Annotated in this window: 21 protein-coding genes; 11 read left to right on the plus strand and 10 right to left on the minus strand. The window is 65.4% G+C overall.

Translation table 11 applies throughout. From position 1 onward, the window contains the following. Positions 1 to 25: 25 nt before the first annotated feature. From PJ259_RS14820 to PJ259_RS14845, 6 genes are all read right to left on the minus strand, one after another. On the minus strand, positions 26 to 1,234 hold the full coding sequence (locus PJ259_RS14820) for a heme biosynthesis HemY N-terminal domain-containing protein (RefSeq protein WP_271653324.1): 1,209 nt from the start codon (positions 1,232 to 1,234) through the stop codon (positions 26 to 28). Further along, positions 1,231 to 2,394: a uroporphyrinogen-III C-methyltransferase gene (locus PJ259_RS14825; RefSeq protein ID WP_271653325.1), complete on the minus strand. Its 1,164-nt coding sequence runs from the start codon at positions 2,392 to 2,394 to the stop codon at positions 1,231 to 1,233. The genes PJ259_RS14820 and PJ259_RS14825 overlap by 4 nt, the downstream gene beginning before the upstream one ends. Before the next feature lie 17 nt (positions 2,395 to 2,411). After that, positions 2,412 to 3,170, minus strand: a complete 759-nt coding sequence (locus PJ259_RS14830) for a uroporphyrinogen-III synthase (protein ID WP_271653326.1) — start codon at positions 3,168 to 3,170, stop codon at positions 2,412 to 2,414. Next, positions 3,167 to 4,105: a hydroxymethylbilane synthase gene (gene hemC / locus PJ259_RS14835; RefSeq protein WP_423815062.1), complete on the minus strand. Its 939-nt coding sequence runs from the start codon at positions 4,103 to 4,105 to the stop codon at positions 3,167 to 3,169. The genes PJ259_RS14830 and hemC overlap by 4 nt, the downstream gene beginning before the upstream one ends. 93 nt (positions 4,106 to 4,198) lie before the next feature. Continuing rightward, the gene (locus PJ259_RS14840) at positions 4,199 to 4,945 is read right to left on the minus strand and encodes a LytR/AlgR family response regulator transcription factor (protein WP_017639394.1); all 747 of its coding nucleotides are present in this window, start codon (positions 4,943 to 4,945) and stop codon (positions 4,199 to 4,201) included. 4 nt (positions 4,946 to 4,949) lie between these two features. Continuing rightward, the gene (locus PJ259_RS14845) at positions 4,950 to 6,026 is read right to left on the minus strand and encodes a sensor histidine kinase (RefSeq protein WP_059316570.1); all 1,077 of its coding nucleotides are present in this window, start codon (positions 6,024 to 6,026) and stop codon (positions 4,950 to 4,952) included. A 128-nt stretch (positions 6,027 to 6,154) separates the two neighbouring features. Between PJ259_RS14845 and argH the strand changes: the two genes are divergently transcribed. Then, a complete protein-coding gene (argH, locus tag PJ259_RS14850) occupies positions 6,155 to 7,549 on the plus strand; it encodes an argininosuccinate lyase (RefSeq protein WP_271653328.1) in 1,395 nt (464 codons plus the stop codon). Positions 7,550 to 7,863: 314 nt separating this feature from the next. Continuing rightward, entirely contained in the window at positions 7,864 to 8,592 is a 729-nt protein-coding gene (locus PJ259_RS14855; protein WP_271653329.1) for an endo alpha-1,4 polygalactosaminidase, read from the plus strand. 8 nt (positions 8,593 to 8,600) lie between these two features. On the opposite strand, the gene PJ259_RS14860 is transcribed toward PJ259_RS14855, so the two are convergent. Both PJ259_RS14860 and PJ259_RS14865 read right to left on the minus strand, forming a co-directional pair. Continuing rightward, the gene (locus PJ259_RS14860; protein ID WP_271653330.1) at positions 8,601 to 9,476 is read right to left on the minus strand and encodes an NAD(P)-dependent oxidoreductase; all 876 of its coding nucleotides are present in this window, start codon (positions 9,474 to 9,476) and stop codon (positions 8,601 to 8,603) included. A 36-nt stretch (positions 9,477 to 9,512) separates the two neighbouring features. Continuing rightward, complete coding sequence (locus tag PJ259_RS14865; protein WP_271653331.1) at positions 9,513 to 10,496, minus strand: magnesium transporter CorA family protein; 984 nt, start codon at positions 10,494 to 10,496, stop codon at positions 9,513 to 9,515. A 55-nt stretch (positions 10,497 to 10,551) separates the two neighbouring features. Between PJ259_RS14865 and PJ259_RS14870 the strand changes: the two genes are divergently transcribed. Continuing rightward, positions 10,552 to 10,830: a hypothetical protein gene (locus PJ259_RS14870; RefSeq protein WP_271653332.1), complete on the plus strand. Its 279-nt coding sequence runs from the start codon at positions 10,552 to 10,554 to the stop codon at positions 10,828 to 10,830. On the opposite strand, the gene rnk is transcribed toward PJ259_RS14870, so the two are convergent. After that, positions 10,827 to 11,210, minus strand: a complete 384-nt coding sequence (rnk, locus tag PJ259_RS14875) for a nucleoside diphosphate kinase regulator (RefSeq protein WP_271653333.1) — start codon at positions 11,208 to 11,210, stop codon at positions 10,827 to 10,829. The genes PJ259_RS14870 and rnk overlap by 4 nt on opposite strands. A 335-nt stretch (positions 11,211 to 11,545) precedes the next feature. After that, positions 11,546 to 11,875 carry an iron donor protein CyaY gene (gene cyaY, locus PJ259_RS14880; RefSeq protein ID WP_271653334.1) on the minus strand — a complete coding sequence of 110 codons (330 nt, stop codon included), beginning with the start codon at positions 11,873 to 11,875 and terminating at the stop codon, positions 11,546 to 11,548. Positions 11,876 to 12,044: 169 nt separating this feature from the next. On the opposite strand from cyaY, the gene lptM reads away from it, so the two are divergent. The 8 genes from lptM (at position 12,045) to PJ259_RS14920 (ending at position 20,036) form a co-directional block, all read left to right on the plus strand. Next, entirely contained in the window at positions 12,045 to 12,170 is a 126-nt protein-coding gene (gene lptM, locus PJ259_RS14885) for an LPS translocon maturation chaperone LptM (RefSeq protein WP_007161378.1), read from the plus strand. Between the two features lie 9 nt (positions 12,171 to 12,179). Next, complete coding sequence (gene lysA / locus PJ259_RS14890) at positions 12,180 to 13,427, plus strand: diaminopimelate decarboxylase (RefSeq protein WP_271653335.1); 1,248 nt, start codon at positions 12,180 to 12,182, stop codon at positions 13,425 to 13,427. A 10-nt stretch (positions 13,428 to 13,437) separates the two neighbouring features. Beyond that, positions 13,438 to 14,268: a diaminopimelate epimerase gene (gene dapF, locus PJ259_RS14895; RefSeq protein ID WP_271653336.1), complete on the plus strand. Its 831-nt coding sequence runs from the start codon at positions 13,438 to 13,440 to the stop codon at positions 14,266 to 14,268. Further along, positions 14,265 to 14,951 carry a DUF484 family protein gene (locus PJ259_RS14900; protein ID WP_059316580.1) on the plus strand — a complete coding sequence of 229 codons (687 nt, stop codon included), beginning with the start codon at positions 14,265 to 14,267 and terminating at the stop codon, positions 14,949 to 14,951. Before dapF ends, PJ259_RS14900 begins: the two co-directional genes overlap by 4 nt. Before the next feature lie 15 nt (positions 14,952 to 14,966). Continuing rightward, positions 14,967 to 15,860, plus strand: coding sequence for a tyrosine recombinase XerC (gene xerC, locus PJ259_RS14905; protein WP_271653337.1), 894 nt, complete (start codon positions 14,967 to 14,969; stop codon positions 15,858 to 15,860). Continuing rightward, on the plus strand, positions 15,857 to 16,567 hold the full coding sequence (locus PJ259_RS14910; protein ID WP_271653338.1) for an HAD family hydrolase: 711 nt from the start codon (positions 15,857 to 15,859) through the stop codon (positions 16,565 to 16,567). The genes xerC and PJ259_RS14910 overlap by 4 nt, the downstream gene beginning before the upstream one ends. Positions 16,568 to 17,439: 872 nt before the next feature. Next, positions 17,440 to 18,819 (plus strand): pyridine nucleotide-disulfide oxidoreductase, encoded by a 1,380-nt coding sequence (locus tag PJ259_RS14915; RefSeq protein WP_271653339.1) that lies wholly within the window; start codon positions 17,440 to 17,442, stop codon positions 18,817 to 18,819. A gap of 44 nt (positions 18,820 to 18,863) precedes the next feature. Then, positions 18,864 to 20,036: a DegT/DnrJ/EryC1/StrS family aminotransferase gene (locus tag PJ259_RS14920; protein ID WP_059316584.1), complete on the plus strand. Its 1,173-nt coding sequence runs from the start codon at positions 18,864 to 18,866 to the stop codon at positions 20,034 to 20,036. Positions 20,037 to 20,038: the final 2 nt, after the last annotated feature.

A 20,038-nucleotide genomic window follows, 5' to 3' on the forward strand; every position in this document is an offset into this window, starting at 1 on the left:
GGACCCGGGCTAGCGAGGGAGGTTGTCAGCCCTTCGCCGGGGGTAGCGAACCAGCCGCCGGATCGCGCCATTGGCTTTGCAAGAGCTGCTGACTGCGGCTCACATCGCCCAGCTGCATGGTCACCCGGGCCAGCTCGCCGGCGGTGATCGCCGAGGGACGCTGCGCCAGGCTGCGCTCCAGGTACTCACGCGCCTTGCCCCACAGCTGGTTGTTCATGCACAGCCGCCCCAGGGCCAGCAACAGCACCGGATCCTGGGGCCGATCCTTGAGCCAGCCCTCGGCATGGTGCAGTGGCCGGCTGGCGTCGCGAGGACGCAGCTGGCCATAGAGTTCGACCAGGCGCTCGTCCCACTGGCGATTGAGGGTGATGTGCAAGACCTCTTCGGCCAGATCGTCACGGCCGATGGCGCGCAACTGGCGGGCATAGGCCAGCACCACCGAAGCATCGCCCTTGAGCGCCGTGGGGACCTGCTGCCATTGGGCATCCACCGCCGACTCGGCGCCCTGAGCCGGGACCTCGTCAAGGGTAGCGATCCATACCTTGCGCTCCAGGTCGTCCTGCTCCTGGGGCCGCAAGACCTGCTGCTTGCGCAGCTGCGGCAGCAGGGCGATCAGGGCCGGCCAGTCGCGCAGGGTCACCTGCAGGCGCTGCAGCTGCAGCAGCACCTCGCCATTCTTTGGATACTTGGCCTGCAGTGGTGCCAGGCTGTCACGCGCCTCCAGGTACTGACCCCGGTCGATCTGCAGGCGAGCCTGTTGCAGGCCGATGGCGAGCTCGGCCTGGGGCTCGCGCTCCCGGGCCTGACGCAGCAGGCGATCGCGCTCTTCCAGGTCGCCAAGTTCGTTGGCGGCGCGGGCCGCGCCCAGCAGCACGAACAGCGGCTGGTCGGCGTGCTCGGCCGCGCCTTTCAGATGTTTGAGGGCACCGCTCCAGTTCCCCTCGGCAAGTTCCAGCTGGCCCTTGTGGCGGGCCTGTTCCAGGCGCCGCTGGCGATTGTGCCGCGACCAGGGGTTGAGCACCTTGCCGGTCAGGCCCAGGGCGCCCAACACCAGCTTGAGGATGTAGAGCGCCAGCCAGATCGCCACCAACAGGGCCAGGAAGGCCCAGAGGCTCGATTCATAACGGAAGTTGCTGTAGGACAGCAGCACATAGCCCGGCTCCTTGGCCAGCACCACGGCGACGCCCAGACCGACGAGCAGGGCGAACAGGAACAGCAGGTACAGGCGCTTCATGGGCGATTCTCCTGAGCCGCGCCGGCGGCATTGGTCGGCTGGATTTGCTGACGTTGCGCGATATAGGCCTGCAGCGCGGTCAGGGCCGGCGTCAGGTCAGGCGCCTCGAAGGTGACTGGGCGCTCGGCCAGCTCCTGAAGACGCAGCTTGACTGCAAGGCTGTCAGGATTCTGGTTGTTGAAATGGGCGGCGAGGACGTCTTGCGCCTGCTCGATGGACAGCCGATAGACCTCCTGATTGCCGTTGAGCACGGCCCATTGCGCCTGCTCCAGCGCCAGACTCATGGCCAGGCGTACCTGGGCCAGGGATTCCTCGGCCAGCAGCGGTCGGATCGGCTGGTCGGCGGAGAAATCGATGCGGAAATAGCTGGAGATGCGCTGGCGGAAGTCCTGCCACCATTGCTGCAAGGCATTGCTCGGCGGTATCGCGGCCTTCTCGACGCCGGGCTGATCGGCCACGGTGGCGGAGAAGCGCGGCGGCAATGGCTCCAGGCTCTGTACCTGGTTGCGCAGCGAGGCCAGCTGGACGAACTGCCCGGTCCGGTCCAGATCGGGCAGCTGTCGCAGCGTCTGCTGGGCATTGGCCACCTGCTGGCGTGCGTTGAAGGCCGCCGGATCGTTCTGCGCCTTGAGGATGTCATCGACACCCTGCAGGAGATTCTGGGCGCTGGGCACGTCCTGCAGGGCAGTCATGCGCAGGGTCGCCATGCGCAGCAGATGCTCGGCCTCGGTCAGGCGCCAGGCCTGGCGACTCTGGCCGACCACCTCCTTGAACTGTTCGGCGAGGTGCTGTTGATCACCTTGCAGGGCACCGAGCTGACGACGGCGTTCTTCCAGCTCGTTGGCCGACGGCAGGCGTGCCAGATCGGCGCTCAGCGCCTGGTTGCGTACCTCCAGCTGCCGCAACTGGCTGCGCAGGTCCTCGGCCTGGGCCGTCTGAGCCTGTTCGTTCTGGTGTACCTGCTGCAGTTGCCAGACACTCCAGCCGCCCACTCCCAGGCCACCAGCGGCTACCAGCAGGGCCAGCAGCGCGAGACCGGACGCCTTGCCGGAGCCCTTGCGGCGCGCACCTACCGGAGGCGGTGCCGGTGGTGGCGAGACGGGAGTCACGACAGGATCGGGAGAGACGTCATCGGCGCGGGGGGCTTGAGTTTCGCTCACGGGAATTCCTTGTAGGGTCAATCCGGATGGTGATGGGCTAGCGTGGCGATCAGGGCGCCGGCGCTGGCGCCCTGGCACTCGATCACGCGGGGGCAGCCACTGGCGCGAGCCAGTTCGGCCACTCGGGCGCTGGGTACCAGCAGGGGATAACGGCGCACCACGGGCCAATCCGCACCCGCACAGGCCTGCAGATGCGCGAAACCCTGCCCACTGCTGACCATGATGGCATTCAGGCGTTCCGCTGCCAGGGTCTCTAGGACCTGCCCTGCAGGGTACTGCGGACACTGGCGGCGATAGAGTTCGAGCACCTCGACACGGGCACCACGGGCGCTGAGGGTCTCGACCAGCAGATCGCGCCCCCCTTCGCCACGCAAGAGCAGCACCTGGGGCTCAGGACGCTGCAAGGCGTCGGCCAGGGCCGGCAGGGCCAGCAGGCCTTCGCTGTCTTCGCGTGGGGGATAGTGCACATGCAGACCATAGTCTTCGAGCACCGCCGCAGTGGCCGCGCCCACGGCGAACCAGGCCTGCAGCGGCGGTTGCGGCCAGTAGCGGTCCAGGGCGGCGAGCCCCAGGCGAGCGGCCGGCTTGCTCACCACCAACACGGCGGCATAGCGGTCCAGATCGAGCCAGAGGGTACGCTGTTCGGGGGTTTCCGCCAGCGGCTGGAGCTCCAACAGCGGCAGACTGGCACTGGCGATGTCCGCCGCGGCCAGGGCAGTGGCCAGCGGTGGATTCTCCTCCGCCGGCCGGGTCAGGAGCAGGCGCCAGCCGCTCATGATTCGCCGGAAATCCCGTAGACGGCGTCAAGGATGCCCTGGGCGCCCTGCGCCAGCAGGTCTTCGGCCACGGCCACGCCAAGACCGGCCGGATCATTGACGGGACCTCGGGCTTCGGCGCGCAGCAACAGAGCGCCATCAGGCTGACCGACCAGACCACGCAGCCAGAGCAATTCGCCTTCCTGTACCGCGTAGCAGGCGATGGGCACCTGGCAGCCACCGTTGAGGCGACGATTCAGGGCGCGTTCCGCAGCGACCCGGCGCTCGGTGTCGAAATGATGCAGGGGTTCGAGCAGGGCGTGGACCTCGGCATCGTCGGTCCGGCATTCGATGCCCACGGCGCCCTGGCCACCGGCAGGCAGGCTGTTCTCGACTGTCAGGGATTCTCGGATGCGCTCGGCGAAGCCCAGGCGGATCAGGCCGGCGGCGGCCAGGATGATGGCGTCGTAGTCGCCGGCGTCGAGCTTGGCCAGGCGCGTATTCACGTTACCGCGCAGGAAGCGGATCTCCAGGTCCGGTCGCAGGGCCAACAACTGGGCCTGGCGTCTCAGACTGGAGGTGCCTACCACGCTGCCCTGGGGCAGATCGGCGAGGCGCGCATAGCGATTGGAGACGAAGGCGTCGCGCGGGTCTTCCCGCTCGCAGATGGCGTATAGCCCGAGGCCCGCGGGAAATTCCATGGGCACGTCCTTCATCGAATGCACGGCGATGTCGGCGCTGCCGTCGAGCAGGGCGTTTTCCAGCTCCTTGACGAACAGACCCTTACCGCCAATCTTGGCCAGCGGTGCGTCGAGCAACTTGTCGCCGCGGCTGGTCATGGGCAGCAGGCTCACCCGCAATCCCGGATGCGCCGCTTCAAGGCGGGCTTTCACATAGTCGGCTTGCCACAGTGCCAGGGCACTCTGGCGCGTGGCGATACGAATTTCGCGGAGCATGGACATTACCGGCACGTCAGATTGCCGGCCATGATAGCAGGTCGACCGGCGCCCCTCCCCCGCTGCGCGCCGGTCACCGACCCGGAAGCGACGTCAGATGCTGTGCATCAGGCGACGCACACCGGCCACATGGCGGCGGCTGACGGTCAGCGCATCGCCATTCATGCCCTTGAGGAACAGCTGGAAGTGACCCAGAGGGGTACGCTGCAGGCGCTCGATGCGCTCGCGGGACACCAGGGCATTGCGGTGGATACGTACGAAGCGCTCGCCGAACTCGTCTTCCAGGGCCTTGAGCGGTTCGTCCAGCAGGACCTCGCCACCCGAGTGTCTCAGGGTCACGTATTTGTGGTCGGCGATGAAGTAGACCACGTCGTCCAGCGGAATCAGCTCGATACCCTTGCGGGTCCGGGCGCTGATATGGCTGCGCGGCCCCGGACCACCGCTGGCCGGCGGCTTGGTCAGGGCGGCAAGCTGCATCCGGTTCGGACGCTGGGCCTTGCCCAAGGCGGCAGCCAGGTCTTCCTGGCGTACCGGCTTGACCAGATAGCCAACGGCACTCACCTGGAAGGCGTCGAGCGCGTATTCGTCGTGAGCGGTCACGAAGATCACCGCGGGCGGCGATTCGCGCTCGCAGAGACGCGCGGCCACCTGCAAACCGTCCAGACCCGGCATGCGGATGTCGAGCAGGACGATGTCAGGCTTGAGGTTTTCGACCAAAGCGAGGGCTTCCTCACCGTTGGTGGCTGTTGGCTCCAGGGCGGTGTAACCGTCCAGTTGCCCCACCAGACGGGCCAGACGCTCGCGCGCCAAGGGTTCGTCATCGACGATCAGGACATTCATAAGCTCAGGCTTCCCGCATGAGTCGCTCGCATGGATAGCGAAGAGACGTTGTATGCCGCTGGTCGCGGCGTTCGATTTTGAGACTCGCAGCTGGTCCGAAAAGTGCCGTTAATCGCGCCTCGATATTGCTCAAAGCTTGACGAGTACCCTTTGGCGGGCGTGGCTGCTGCTCCACCTCGGGGTCGTAGGGGTTACTGATCACCAGTTCGAACACCCCGTCTCGGTAGGTGGCGAAGATGGTCACCAAACCGCCTTCGATACGCGGCGCGACGCCATAGATCAGGGCGTTTTCCAGCAGCGGCTGCAGGGTCAGCTGGGGAATCGGCAGATCCGCCGGCACCCCGTCCACGTCCCATTGCAGCTGCAGGCGATCACCCAGGCGCAAGCGCTCGATCTCCAGGTAGCGGCGTGACAGCTCCAGCTCCTGGGACCAGCGCACCTTGGTACCGGGCTGGGCCAGACTGGCACGGAACAGGGCCGAGAGGTCCAGCACCGCGCGCTCGGCCTTGTCCGCATCCAGGGCGATGAGACTGGCGATGCTGTTCAGGCTGTTGAACAGGAAGTGCGGACGGATGCGCGCTTGCAGGGACTCGATACGCGCGTGCAGCTCGGCCTGCTGCTGGCGGCGCCACTGGCTCTGCAGCCAGAAGTAGCGCAGCAGCAGCATGGACATGATCAGGGCGATCAGCGCATGGCGCATGTAGAGCCGCACCTCGCCGGTCCGCTGCAGCGGACCGGCCAGTTGCAGCCAGTCGGCTACCAGGGTGCAGAGCAGCGTCAGCGCCACCACGATGGCGCAACAGAAACCGCCGGCCACCACCGGTCGATGACGTGCGAGCCAGGGCCGCAGGCGACAGAGCAGCGCCGCCGACAGCAGCACGATCCATTGCACGAACAGCGACACCAGCGCCAGCCGGATCCAGTTGAACTGCAGGGTGAAGGGCTCCGCCAGGACGAGGACCAGCACCAGCAGCTCGGCCAGCACCACCAGCACGAGCAGGGCTTCCGGTTCGCAGAGCGCCGGGACGAAGAAGTCGTCGACCTTGACCGGTCGAGGGGTTTTGCGGCGTTCGAGTATCATGGAGCCAGTGTGGGTCAGATACCACTCGTCGGCAAGTCGGCTCCGTTGAATCAGGCCGGAACCCGCTCAGGACTGCTATCATCGGCCCCCTCTCACTTCCACCGACAAGCCCAGCAGCAGGCCGATTCATGAGCAGCGAAAAAACCAACCAGTCCTGGGGCGGACGCTTCAGCGAACCCGTCGACGCCTTCGTCGCCCGCTTCACCGCTTCGGTGGACTTCGACAAGCGCCTCTACCGCCACGACATCCTCGGCAGCCAGGCCCATGCGCGCATGCTGACCCAGGCCGGGGTGCTCAGCGAAGCCGAGCGCGACGCCATCGTCGCGGGGCTGGACGAGATCCGCCGCGAGATCGAGGCCGGCACCTTCGAATGGCGGGTCGACCTGGAAGACGTGCACATGAACATCGAGGCACGCCTGACCGAGCGTCTGGGCGTGGTCGGCAAGAAGCTGCACACCGGCCGCAGCCGCAATGACCAGGTGGCCACCGACATCCGCCTCTGGCTGCGCGACGAGATCGACGCCATCCTCGCCGAGCTGAACCGCCTGCAACAGGGCCTGCTGCAACTGGCGGAGGCCGAGGCCGACACCATCATGCCCGGCTTCACCCACCTGCAGACCGCCCAGCCGGTGACCTTCGGCCATCACCTGCTGGCCTGGTTCGAGATGCTCTCCCGCGACCACGAGCGCCTGGTCGACTGCCGCAAACGCGTCAATCGCATGCCCCTGGGCAGTGCGGCCCTGGCCGGCACCACCTACCCCATCCAGCGTCAGGTCACCTGCGAGCTGCTGGGCTTCGAAGCCATCGGCGGCAACTCCCTGGATGGCGTCTCGGATCGCGACTTCGCCATCGAATTCTGCGCCGCCGCCTCCCTGGCGATGATGCACCTGTCGCGCTTCTCGGAGGAGCTGGTGCTCTGGACCAGCGCCCAGTTCCAGTTCATCGACCTGCCCGACCGCTTCTGCACCGGTTCCTCGATCATGCCGCAAAAGAAGAATCCCGACGTTCCCGAACTGGTACGCGGCAAGACCGGCCGCGTGTTCGGCGCCCTGACCGGCCTGTTGACCCTGATGAAGGGCCAGCCGCTGGCCTACAACAAGGACAACCAGGAAGACAAGGAGCCCCTGTTCGACGCCGCCGATACCCTGCGTGACTCCCTGCGTGCCTTCGCCGACATGGTCCCGGCCATCAAGCCCCGGCGCGAGATCATGCGCGAGGCAGCGCGTCGTGGCTTCTCCACCGCCACCGACCTTGCCGACTACCTGGTGCGCAAGGGCCTGCCCTTCCGCGATTGCCACGAGATCGTCGGCCATGCGGTGAAGTACGGCGTGGATAGCGGCAAGGACCTGGCCGAGATGAGCCTGGACGAACTGCGTCGCTTCAGCGATCAGATCGAGCAGGACGTCTTCGCCGTCCTGACCCTGGAAGGCTCGGTCAATGCCCGTGACCACATCGGCGGCACCGCCCCGGCCCAGGTCCGCGCCGCCGTGAAGCGTGGTCTCGAGCTGCTGGCCAAGCGCTGAGGTCTGTCTTGCGCTCCCTCACCGCCTCTCAGTGGCGGCTGCCCGGGAGCAGGCAAGCCGTCCATCGGACGGCTCTGCCTGACGGAGAGCCAGGCCGTACGGCCTTGATGGCACTGTGCTCACCTGCAATCCGTCTACGACAGGGCTCTCTGGCTGAAGGCCCTGGCAGGTCGCTGAGCGGCCGCCGACCAGCCGTCGATAGGGACGACCACCGGCACTCAGGACCGTGACCAAGCGGCCGATACTGAAGACTTGACCAGCCGTTCGAGTCAAGTCTCATGCGCCTTTCAGCCTGTTCCATCCTGCTTTGTGGAATGTTCGCCGCTGCCTCCAGCCAGGCCGCCCTGCCCCCGCCGCTGCCCCAGACACTCACCTGGCATGTCCAGCTGAACGGCGTGTTGCAAAAGCCCAATCGCACCCTCTACGACATCGATCTCTATGACACCAGCAAGGCGGTAATCGCCAACCTGAAAGGCAATGGGAAGACGGTGATCTGCTATTTCAGCGCCGGTACCTGGGAAGACTGGCGACCCGATGCCGCCCTCTACCCCAAGGCGGCCCTGGGCAAGGCGCTGGACGCCTGGCCGGGCGAGCGCTGGCTGGACATCCGGCGCGCCGACGTCCGCGTGTTGCTGGCCAAGCGTCTGGACCTGGCCGTGCAGAAGGGCTGCCAGGGCGTGGACCCGGACAACGTCGACGGCTTCAGCAACCCCAATGGCCTCAAGCTGACCAAGGCCCAGCAGCTGGACTTCCTCAACTGGCTGGCCGACGAGGCGCACAAGCGCAGTCTGCTGGTGGGTCTGAAGAACGCTGTTGATCTGGTGCCGAGCCTCTACACCAAGTTCGACTTCGCGCTCAACGAGAGCTGCTACGACTACGCCGAGTGCAACGCCTACAGCTACTTCCGCACCCAGAAGAAGCCGGTGATGATCATCGACTACGGTCTCTACAGCACCAAGCGCTGCAGCCAGGCCAAGACCTCGGGCTACAACCTGCAGTTCTACCCGCTGTCGCTGGCGGCGCTGGGCACCGCCTGCAAGTAGGCAGGCTCTCAGTCGAGCCCGGCCTTCTTGTGCGACCTCTGTCCCAGCGCGATCCAGTCCAGATCGCCCTCGCCCTGGGCGACGGCCTCCAGCAGGTTGTCCCTCAGGACGCTGGCGAAGGGTAGCGGCACCGCCTTTTCCTGCCCGGCCGCCAGGGCCAGGCCGACGTCCTTGAGCCCCAGGCTGAGCTTGAAGGCCGCGGGCGAGAACTTTCGCTCGGTCAGCAGGCGACCGTAGTTCTGGTACACCGGGGCGGCGAACAGGGTGCTGGTAAGGATTTCCAGCAACGCCGCCGGTTCCACGCCATAGCTGCGCGCCAGGGCGGTACTCTCGCCCATGGTTTCGATGGCGCTGGCGATCATGAAGTTACCAGCGATCTTCACCACGTTGGCCTGGCGCGGCTCCGCGCCCACCGGCCAGGTCTTGCGCCCCAGGACGTCGAGCAGCGGCTGAACGCGCTCGATCGCCGCCTGAGCACCCGCCACCACGATGTTGAGCTGGCCACTGGCAGCCACGTCGGTTCGACCGAACACCGGCGCCGCCACATAGCCCACGCCCGCTTCGGCATGACGCGCGACCAGTTCATCAACCAGGGCCACCGACAGGGTGGCCATGCTGACGTGAATCAGTCCGGCCCGCGCCTGCTGCAGGGCGCCGCTGTCGAGGACCACCTCGCGGGTGGCGGCGTCATTGGCCAGGATGCTGAAGACCACCTCTACATCGAAGGCCTCCGCCGGCGTCGCCGCCGCACGGGCACCCTGGGCGACCAGGGCCTCTACCGGCTCGGGGGAGCGATTCCAGACCACTACCTCATGACCGGCCTTGAGCAGATTGGCGGCCATGCCCTGGCCCATGCCACCCAGGCCGATGAATCCGATACGCATAGTTTTGTCTCCTCGAGGTGCGATGGATGCCGCCGGCTATAGCCAGCGGCGAAACTTGAACCAGGCATAGGGAATCAGCGCCGAGACCACCATGGCGCCCAGCGCCAGTGGATAGCCGTAGTGCCAGTCCAGCTCCGGCATGACCTTGAAGTTCATGCCATAGACGGTGCCCACCAGCGTTGGCGGCAGGAACAGCACCGAGGCGATGGTGAACACCTTGACGATGTTGTTCTGCTCCACGCTGATCAACCCCAGGGTGGCGTCGAGCAGAAAGCCGATCTCGCCGTTCATCTTGGTCTGGTAGTCGCTCAGCGAACGCACGTCGCGCTCCAGCGTCTTGAACCAGGTCTTGGCCGTACCGGAGATCCAGGTGGCACCTGCCCGGCGCAGATAGGAGACGATGCGGTTGATGCCCAACAGGCTTTCGCTGAGCTGGGCCAGCAGCTGGTTGCTGCGCCCCAACTGCTTGACGATGGATTGCAGGTCGGTCTTCGGCTGCTTGGCCTGTTGCGGATCCAGAGGTTCGCGAAACACCGCCTTGGCCAGGCGATTGAGATGCGCCTGCACCGATTCGAGGATGTCGGCCACCCGGTCCACCAGGCTATCCAGCAGCGAGGCGAAGATGACATCGCTGCGACAGTGCTGGCTCGCCTGCTGCTGGGCCTTGCCGAGAAAGGTCTTGAAAGCGGCCAGTTCGGCGTAGCGCACCGTCACCAGCCACTCGGGCGTCAGCACGAAATTGACCACCGAGGCCTGCGGCTGATGCTCGCTGAAGCCGCTGACCACGGTGGTGGTCAGGTGCAGGGCCTGGTCGGTCTGATAGAGTCGCGAGGATTCCTCGATCTCGGCGATCTCTTCCCGGGTGGGGATGTCCATCGCCAGTGCCTGCTCCAGATAGCGCTCTTCCGCCTCACTGGGATCGAGCAGATCGACCCAGAGCAAATCGTCCGGCAGAGCGTCTCCCGGCGACAGCGGCTGGGCCACCAGCTCGTTGGCGGACAGGCGATAGCAGGTGATCATCTAGAAGACTCCAGGCCAGAATCAGGGGTCGCACTGTAACAAAAGGTATCCAGACATGATTGACCACGCCGATGACGAAGAATCCTTCGTGTCCTCCCATCTGATCGAAGCGGTGGAGAACCAGCTTGCCGCCGGCGAGCCGGATTATGTCCAGGCCGTGCTCAACAAGCTGACCCTGGTCGGCTACGAGCGCGAGGAAGCGGTGCTGCTGATGGCCCAGGCGCTGTCCTTCGAGATCGAAGCCATGCTCGACGCCGATCGCCCCTTCGACGGCGCCCACTACGAGCGCCTGCTAAGGGCCCTGCCAGAACTGCCCGAGGTCGCGGACGACTAGGCCTCGACCGGCTCCAGCGCCAGCAGCTCCACCTGCTGCTCCTTGCCACCGGGCACCGGCCAGCTCAGGCGCTCGCCGGGTGTCGCCCCGAGCAGTGCGCTGCCGGCAGGCGCCAGTACCGACACCCGCCCTTCCACGCCGGCATCCTCGGGATAGACCAGCACCACCTGATACTCCTTGCCGGTATCGGTCTCGCGGCAACGGACGCGGGAATTCATGGTGACCACGGCACCGACCTCGCCAGGCGCCACCACCCGGGCCTGGGCCAGTTCCTCGTCCAGGGCCTCGGCCACGGGGCCGAATTCAGGCAGGTCATCGAGCAGCCGTTCGAGACGGGGCATATCGGCGGCGGAAACGGTGATGGGCGATGCATGGCGCATGGCGGACTCCTGGAGGACAAGACGACGCGGCCCCTGCCGCGAACAGCGGCGGACCAACGGGATGACGGGCAACAGACGCCCAGTGGGAAGCCGCGACACGGGCGGCAAAAGAAAACGACGCTCGAAAGGCGCCGTTAGAGCCTGTTCAAAAGCTCGCGAGCTAGAGCCAGACAAGACGAAGATGTCTGAGGAAGCGGAGTTTACAAAGAGTAAATGAGCATTCCGAAGACATTTTCAACGCCGTTTGGCCGACGCGCAGCAGCTTTTGAACAAGCTCTTAGGTCACGCTAGCACAGGGCTAAAGGCTCGGGTCAAGCCGCACCGACCGCAGGTCGTCATAGCCCGGGTAGAGCCACGCTCTCGCCGGTCTGTTCCAGCGTCACCCGTGCCAGCAGCGCGCCGAGGGTCTCGGACGAGGTGTCGCAGATCCAGCTCTGGCCATCCCAGTCGAAGTGATAGCCACCCGACCGCGCCGCCACCCAGAGCTGCACCAGCGGGGGCTGGCGGCTGAGAATGACCTGGCTGCCGTTGTCGAACTTGATCGTCAGCACGCCGCCGGCATTTTCCAGATCCAGGTCCAGCCCGCTGTCGTCATAGGCGTCTTCGACCTGGCGCTGGGTCTGGTCGACGAGGTGATGGAATTGCGCTTCGCTGAGCCGGCTCATGACGATCCTCGAAAGAAGGGAAACAATCGCCGCACGGTAGCGGGCTGCCCGGATGGCGTCCAGTCGAGGCGTTCGCCAGCGCATGCGCTTCAGCCATCCGGGCGTGTCAAAGAGTCGCTCAACCCCGTTATACTCCGGGCAATATTCGCCTGAATAAAGGTTTAGCGTCATGAAGCGCCTGTCTCTCCTCTTCATCGCCTGCGCCTGCCTGCTGGCCGGCTGCGGTCAGAAAGGCCCGCTGTACCTGCCCGACGACCAGAAAGCCGCCAAAGAACACCGCCACGACGTGTTCTAAGGAGCCCCCATGGAAGTCTTCGCTGTCCGTGCAGGTGAACTGCATGCGGAAGGGGTAGCCCTGAGCGCCGTGGCGCAGCAGTTCGGCACCCCCGCCTATGTCTACTCGCGAGCGCATATCGAGAGCCAGTACCGCGCCTATACCGATGCGCTGGCCGGTCTGCCGCACCTGGTCTGCTTTGCCGTCAAGGCCAACTCCAACCTCGGCGTGCTCAACGTCCTGGCCCGCCTCGGCGCCGGCTTCGACATCGTCTCCCGGGGCGAGCTGGAGCGGGTGCTGGCCGCCGGTGGCGATCCGCACCGGGTGGTGTTCTCCGGGGTCGGCAAGACCCGCGACGACATGCGCCGGGCGCTGGAAGTGGGCGTGCACTGCTTCAACGTCGAATCCACCGACGAACTGGAGCGGCTGCAACAGGTGGCCGCCGAGCTGGGCGTGGTCGCGCCGATATCGCTGCGGGTCAATCCCGACGTCGACGCCGGCACCCACCCCTACATTTCCACCGGTCTCAAGGAAAACAAGTTCGGCATCGACATCGCTGACGCCGAGGCAGTCTATGCCCGCGCCGCCGAGCTGCCGAACCTGGAAATCCTCGGTGTGGACTGCCACATCGGCTCCCAGCTCACTACGCTGCCGCCCTTCCTCGATGCCCTCGACCGCCTCCTGGCGCTGATCGACCGCCTCGCCGAGCGCGGCATCCTGATTCGCCACCTGGACCTGGGTGGCGGCCTGGGCGTGCGCTATCGCGACGAGCAACCGCCGCTGGCCGGCGACTACATCCAGGCCATCCGCGAGCGCATCGCTGGTCGCAGCCTGACCCTGGTGTTCGAGCCGGGCCGCTTCATCGTGGCCAACGCGGGCGTCCTGCTGACCCGCGTGGAATACCTCAAGCACACCCCCCACAAGGATTTCGCCATCGTCGACGCGGCGATGAACGACCTCATCCGCCCGGCCCTGTACCAGGCCTGGATGGCGGTGGAGCCGGTGGTTGCACGCCAGGGCGAAGCCCGCCGCTACGACCTGGTCGGCCCCATCTGCGAGACGGGCGACTTCCTCGCCAAGGATCGCGAGCTGGTACTGGCCGAGGGCGATCTGCTGACCATCCGCTCCGCTGGAGCCTATGGCTTCACCATGAGTTCCAACTACAACACCCGCGGCCGTGCGGCGGAGGTGATGGTGGATGGCGACCAGGCCCACCTGGTACGCCGGCGCGAGACGGTGGACGAACTCTTCGCAGGCGAAAGCCGGCTGCCGGCCTGAGGGGAGTTCCATGCAACTGCGCTTCACCAAGATGCACGGCCTGGGCAACGACTTCATGGTCCTCGACCTGATCAGCCAGCACGCGCACATCCAACCCAAGCATGTCCGTCAGTGGGGGGATAGAAACACCGGCGTCGGCTTCGACCAGCTGCTGATCGTCGAGACCCCGACCAAGCCGGACGTGGACTTTCGCTATCGCATCTTCAATGCCGATGGCTCCGAGGTCGAACAGTGCGGTAATGGTGCCCGCTGCTTCGCCCGCTTCGTCTTCGACAAGCGCCTCACGGTCAAGAAGCAGATCCGCGTCGAAACCAAGGGCGGCATCATCGAATTGCATCTCAAGGGCGACGGCCAGGTCCGCGTCGACATGGGCGCCCCGCGCCTGCAGGCGGCCGAGATCCCCTTCATCGCTGACGCGGAGGCCTTGAGCCACGCCGTGCAGGTGGAAGGCGAAACCGTCGAGCTGGCCGTGGTTTCCATGGGCAACCCCCATGGCGTGCTACGGGTCGCCGACGTCGATCAGGCGCCGGTACTCACCCTCGGACCCAAGCTGGAGTGCCATCCGCGCTTTCCGCAAAAGGCCAACATTGGCTTCCTGCAGATCATCGACGCCCAGCGTGCCCGCCTGCGGGTCTGGGAACGCGGCGTCGGCGAGACCCGCGCCTGCGGCACCGGCGCCTGCGCCGCCGCGGTGGCCGGGATTCGCCAGGGCTGGCTGACCTCTCCGGTCAGCATCGAATTGCCGGGCGGTCTGCTCAACATCGAGTGGGACGGTGTCGGCCAACCGGTGCTCATGACCGGTCCGGCCACCCGTGTCTATGAAGGCCAGGTAAGAGTATGAGCGAGACCCCCGAACTGAACCCGGACCTGGTCGCCGACTGGCTGCTGGATCACCCGCACTTCTTCGCCGACCGCGAAGAGCTGCTGGCGGAAATGCGCGTCCCCCACCAGCGGGGTACCGCCATTTCCCTGGTCGAGCGTCAGCTCGGCCTGCTGCGCGATCGCAACGGCGAGATGCGTCAGCGCCTGGCCCACCTCATGGACGTGGCACGGGACAACGACCGGCTGTTCGACAAGACCCGCCGGCTGATCATCGGCCTGCTCGATGCCAACAGCCTCGAAGAGGTGATCAGCACGGTCGAAGACAGCCTGCGCCATGAATTCAAGGTGCCCTACGTCGGCCTCATCCTGTTCCACGAGCATCCCCTGCCGGTCGGCCGCAGCGTCACGCCCGGCGAGGCGCAAAAGGTCATCGGCGGCCTGCTGGGTGGCGAGAAAACCACCAGCGGCGTGTTGCGCGCCCATGAGCTGGCCTTTCTCTTCGGCGACTCCGCCAAGGAAGAGGTCGGCTCCGCCGCCGTTGCCGCGCTGTCCCACCAGGGCCTGCATGGCGTCCTGGCGATCGGCAGCCCGGATCCCCAGCACTATCGCAGCAGCCTGGGCACGCTGTTCCTGAGCCACGTGGCGGAAGTCCTGGCGCGGGTACTCCCACGCTTTCCCGTCCCCTTGCGTACGGTGCGCTGAGCCGGGGAGCGGAGCATGCAGGTCCAGCTCGACGCCTATCTCGATCATCTGCGCCTGGAACGCCAGGTTTCGCCCCATACCCTCGATGGCTACCGTCGCGACCTGCGCAAGCTGCTGGCCTTCGCCGAGGCGGAAGGCCTGGCGGACTGGGGCGGCCTAGACAGCCGCCGACTGCGGGCCCTGATCGCCCAGCTGCACCGGGCCGGTGCTTCCAGTCGCAGCCTGGCGCGGCTGCTTTCCGCCTGTCGCGGCTTCTATCTCTACCTGATCCGCGAAGGCTTCTGCAGTCAGGATCCTGCCCATGGGCTATCGCCGCCCAAGGCGCAGAAGGCCCTGCCCAAGGTGCTCGACGTCGACCGCTCCATGCAACTGCTCGACGGCGCCGTGGAGGACGACTTCCTCGCCCTGCGCGATCAGGCCCTGCTGGAGCTCTTCTACAGTTCCGGGCTGCGCCTGTCCGAACTGGTGGGCCTGGACCTGAACGACCTGGATCTGGCCCAGGGGCTGGTTCAGGTCCGCGGCAAGGGCAACAAGGAGCGGGTGCTACCCATCGGCAGCAAGGCCCGCGACGCCCTGGAGACCTGGCTCAAGGTACGCCCCCAGGCCGCGCCGCGTGACGATGCCCTGTTCATTGGCCAGCGCGGCCTGCGTCTGACACCGCGAGCGGTGCAGCTGCGCGTGCGCGAGGCGGGTGTCCGCGAGCTGGGCCAGCATCTGCATCCGCACATGCTCAGGCACAGCTTCGCCAGCCACATGCTCAGTGCCTCCGGTGACCTGCGCGCGGTGCAGGAGCTGCTTGGCCATGCCGACATCGCCACCACCCAGATCTACACCCACCTGGACTTCGGTCAGCTCGCCGAGGTCTATGACAAGGCGCATCCCCGCGCCAAGCGTAAGGCCAGCCGATGACGATTCGCCTCGTAACCTTCGACCTCGACGACACCCTCTGGGAAATCGCGCCCGTCATTCATTCCGCCGAAGCCCTGCTGCGCGACTGGTTCGCCACCTCCGCGCCGCGGCTGGGCAGCGTTCCGGTCGAGCACCTCTGGGCGATTCGCGATCACCTGCTGCAGCAGGATGCCGGCTTGAAGCATCGCGTCAGTGAACTGCGGCGTCGCGTCATCCACCAGGCGCTGCTCGATGCCGGCTATGTCGAACCCGAAGCCGGTCAATTGGGCGAGGCCGGGTTTGCGGTCTATCTTGCGGCGCGCCAGCAGGTCACCCTGTTCGAAGACGTCCACCCCACCCTGGAGCAGCTCGCCGACCGCTATACCCTCGGCGTGCTGACCAACGGCAATGCAGATGTGCAGACCATCGGTCTGGCCGATTACTTCCGCTTCGCCGTGAATGCCGAGCAACTGGGTATCGGCAAACCCGACCCTGCCCCCTTCCGTGAAGCCCTGCGCCTCACCGGCATTCCGGCAGCCGCCACCGTGCACGTGGGCGACAACCCGGTGGACGACGTCGAAGGCGCGCAGCGCGCCGGCATTCGCGCCGTCTGGTTCAATCCCCTGCAAAAGCCCTGGCAAGGCCCCGGCAAACCGGATGCGGAAATCCGCACCTTGAGCGAGCTACCGGCCGTACTGGCGACCTGGTCGGCGGACATTCAGGATTAAGTCGGACCTTAGCCGCGAAGGGTGACCGTTCATACCCTTCCAGCCGTCTGCTTGATTCGGCGATTTCGTTAACCAATCGCCAAATTATTCGTCACACTTATTGCCAGCAGGGGCAGGCGCTTTGCGATGCCCTTCACCAAATAAGGCTTGGCCTCGCGAAATTTTGCCAAGCACGCCTCATTTGCCTCTCGATTAGTTCAAGACAAAGGCCGCGATCACCGTCTCGCTGATCAATTTCCTTCACCGGCCCTCGCGTTGACAGTCCAAACCCTTTTGACAATCATTGCTCCTGGCTCGAAGTAGCGCTGGGATTGCGCGCTGAGCCTGATGCCGTAAAGGTCAGGGAAGACAGCATTACCTCCCCTCCTCTGCGCCTCGCCGATGGCTGCTCAAGTTCCTGTTTTCTGCGTTGTCAGGCCTTGATATCGGTAAACAAGCCCTCTGTTCATCCCGTCCAGGTGCAAACCCGTGCGGTAGCCATGTCAAAAAAGGACCGGCTGCCAATGAATACACGGCAACCTGTGCGGTAGCCATGCCCAGGCGATGAACAAAGGACGATGGCCGTGCAAGCAATTACCCGCAGGAAAACATGGATGTCATCCGAACGCGTTTCAAACCCCTCAGTAACGCAACTTCAGCCGACCCGAAGCAGGCTGACGGGCACTTGCCTGCGCTTTTTCCGGGTCTCGGTAAAACCTTTGATCAGTTGCGGACAATAACTATAGCCGGTACCGACCGACGTTCATCAGACGGTCACTCAACCAATAAAGGTTGAAACTACCGCTTGCATCTTTTGATTACTGCCGGGCACTGCAAGATCCAGCGTTAACTACTTCAACCGCGCCCTGGTCGCGCACACAGAGGAAAGCCCGATGGCAAGGAATGATCTATCGGAATCGACATTAGGATGTCTAATTGGTGGCGCAGGTCCGGCTGGTCTTGGATTCCTGTTCAACGCCATCAAGCGCGGCGCGATAGAGCAGCTCGCCCGGGCAGGCACCATCATCGTCGATGCCGGAACCGAACTGGGTGCCGGCAAGCTAGGTGACTACCAGATCATCGCCAACTCGGTGAGCGACGTCTTTCTCGACTGTCTGCGCGATCCCCTGCTGGCCCCCATCCTGGCGCCGCTGCAGGCCTCACCGACCTTTCGCCATCTCAAGCTGAATGCCCAGGAAGCGCCTGCGCTGCCCATCGTCGGCCAGCTCTTCCAGCAGGCTGCCGGCCTGGTCCTGCCGTGGCTCGAACGCCAGTACGGCATTCCCACCTGGCGCCAGACCCGCATCACCGAAGTCACGTGCGAAGAATCGGGCTATGTGGTCTGGCTCGAGCAGGCGGGTGCCATCCGTCGCGTTCGCACCTCCAGCCTGGTGCTGAACCTGGGTGGCGAACAGACGCGGCGCAGCTTCGAGGAAAGCACCCAGGCCCTGGGCCTGCAACTGCCCCAGAGCGCCTCGATCGACAGCTCCGACAGCCTGCTGCGTCTGCAACCCGAGGCCCTGCGTCAGCGTTACCGCGCGCGTCTCAAGGACGGCGGCCCCATCTGCGTGGTCGGCGGCTCCCACAGTGCCTTTTCCGCCCTGGACAATCTCGCCAGTGCCCTGCACCACGACGGCCTGCGCGAATTGACCCTGATCCATCGTTCGCCGATCCGGCTGTTCTACGAGACTGCCGCCGAAGCGGTGGCCGCGGGCTACGACTTCGATCCGGTGCAGGACATCTGCCCCGTTTCCCAGCGGGTCAACCGCTCGGGTGGATTGCGCTACCGGGCCCACGAGATCGGCCGCCAGGTGCTTGCCGGACAGCCCATCGGCGGTACACCGGTCAAGGTCAGGGCCCTGCAGCTCGATGGCAGCGCCAAACGCCTGGCCAGCGCTCAGTCGCTGTTCGACAGCGCCGCCCTGCTGGTACAGGGCATGGGCTATCAACCCATAGTGCCCGAGCTGCGTAGCCAGGACGGACGTCCCCTGACCCTGCGCACCCTCCGCGGTGGCCTGGATTCCGATGCGGCCGGCTGCCCGCTGGACCAGCACGGCCAGCGACTCAAGGGATTGCACCTCTTCGGTCTGGGCTCAGGTCTGGCGGTTGATCCCCGACTGGGTAGCGAGGCGTCCTTTTCCGGACGCATCTACGGTGTCTGGCAGTTCCACAACGATGCCAGTCGGGAGGCGCTCGACTCGGTACTCAATCGTCTGGACAGGCCTGGCCTCTCGCGCCGGCAACCGGCCGACGCAGTCGCCGAACACGCTTGACCGAACCGACACGTATCAAGGACTCGATAAGCAGGTACCGGATCATGATCAATGTGACCAAGCCCTATCTGGGCGACAAGGAACGCTTCAAGGCGTATATCGACAAGATCTACGCCAACAACTGGATAACCAATCAAGGCCCTCTGCACGCCCAGCTCGAAGAGCGCCTGCGCGATTATCTAGGGGTCAGAAACATCATCCTGGTCAACAACGGTACCCTGGCCCTGCAGGTCGCCTACCGCGCCCTGGGCCTGTCCGGCAGCGCCATCACCACGCCCTTCAGCTTCGTCGCCACCACCAGCACCCTGCACTGGGAGGGGATCCGGCCGGTCTTCGCCGACATCCACCCGGAGACCTGGAACCTGGACCCGGCCAACGTCGAAGCGGCCATCGAGTCCGATACCTCGGCCATCGTTGCCACCCACGTGTTCGGCAACCCCTGCGATGTCCGTGGGCTGCAACAGGTCGCCAATCGCCACGGCCTGAAGGTCATCTATGACGGTGCCCATGCCTTTGGCACCCTCTACGAAGGCCGCTCCGTGCTGGAGTGGGGCGACATCTCCACCGTCAGCTTCCACGCCACCAAGCTGTTCCACACCATCGAAGGCGGGGCGATCATCACCGAAAACGACGAGCTCGCCGAGCGCGTCCGGCGCATGATCAACTTCGGCATCGTCGATGCCGAGCGCATCGAGGGCGTGGGTATCAACGCCAAGCTCAACGAGGTGTCCGCGGCCATGGGGCTGTGCATCCTGGACGAGCTGGAAGACATCCTGGCCCGGCGCGCCGTCATCGGCCAGCACTATGAGCGCCGCCTGCAAGGCGCGTTCGACCTGCAGCGCCCCACCTACGGCAGCCAGCTGAACTACAGCTACTTCCCGGTGGCCCTGCGCGACGAGCCGAGCCTGCTGGACACCAAGAAAGCCCTGAACGCCGTCGGCATCAATCCCCGGCGCTATTTCTATCCGTCCCTGGAAACCCTGGATTACCTGCAGCCCCAGGCGATCAAGCCGGTCTCGCGCAAGCTGAGCCAGCGCATCCTCTGCGTGCCCATCTATCCGGACCTGCCCCAGACGACTCAGGACCTGCTGCTCGAGACCCTGCTGTCGGCACAGCAGAAAAAGACCAGCCTGGAATCCCTGCGGGCACTCATCACACCGGCACAGCTGCTGCCGAGCTGGGATTTTCCCGGCGACTCCTCCCCTGTTCTAACTTGACC

This window comes from Pseudomonas sp. JBR1, from assembly GCF_028198185.1.
GTDB lineage: Bacteria > Pseudomonadota > Gammaproteobacteria > Pseudomonadales > Pseudomonadaceae > Chryseomonas > Chryseomonas oryzihabitans_E.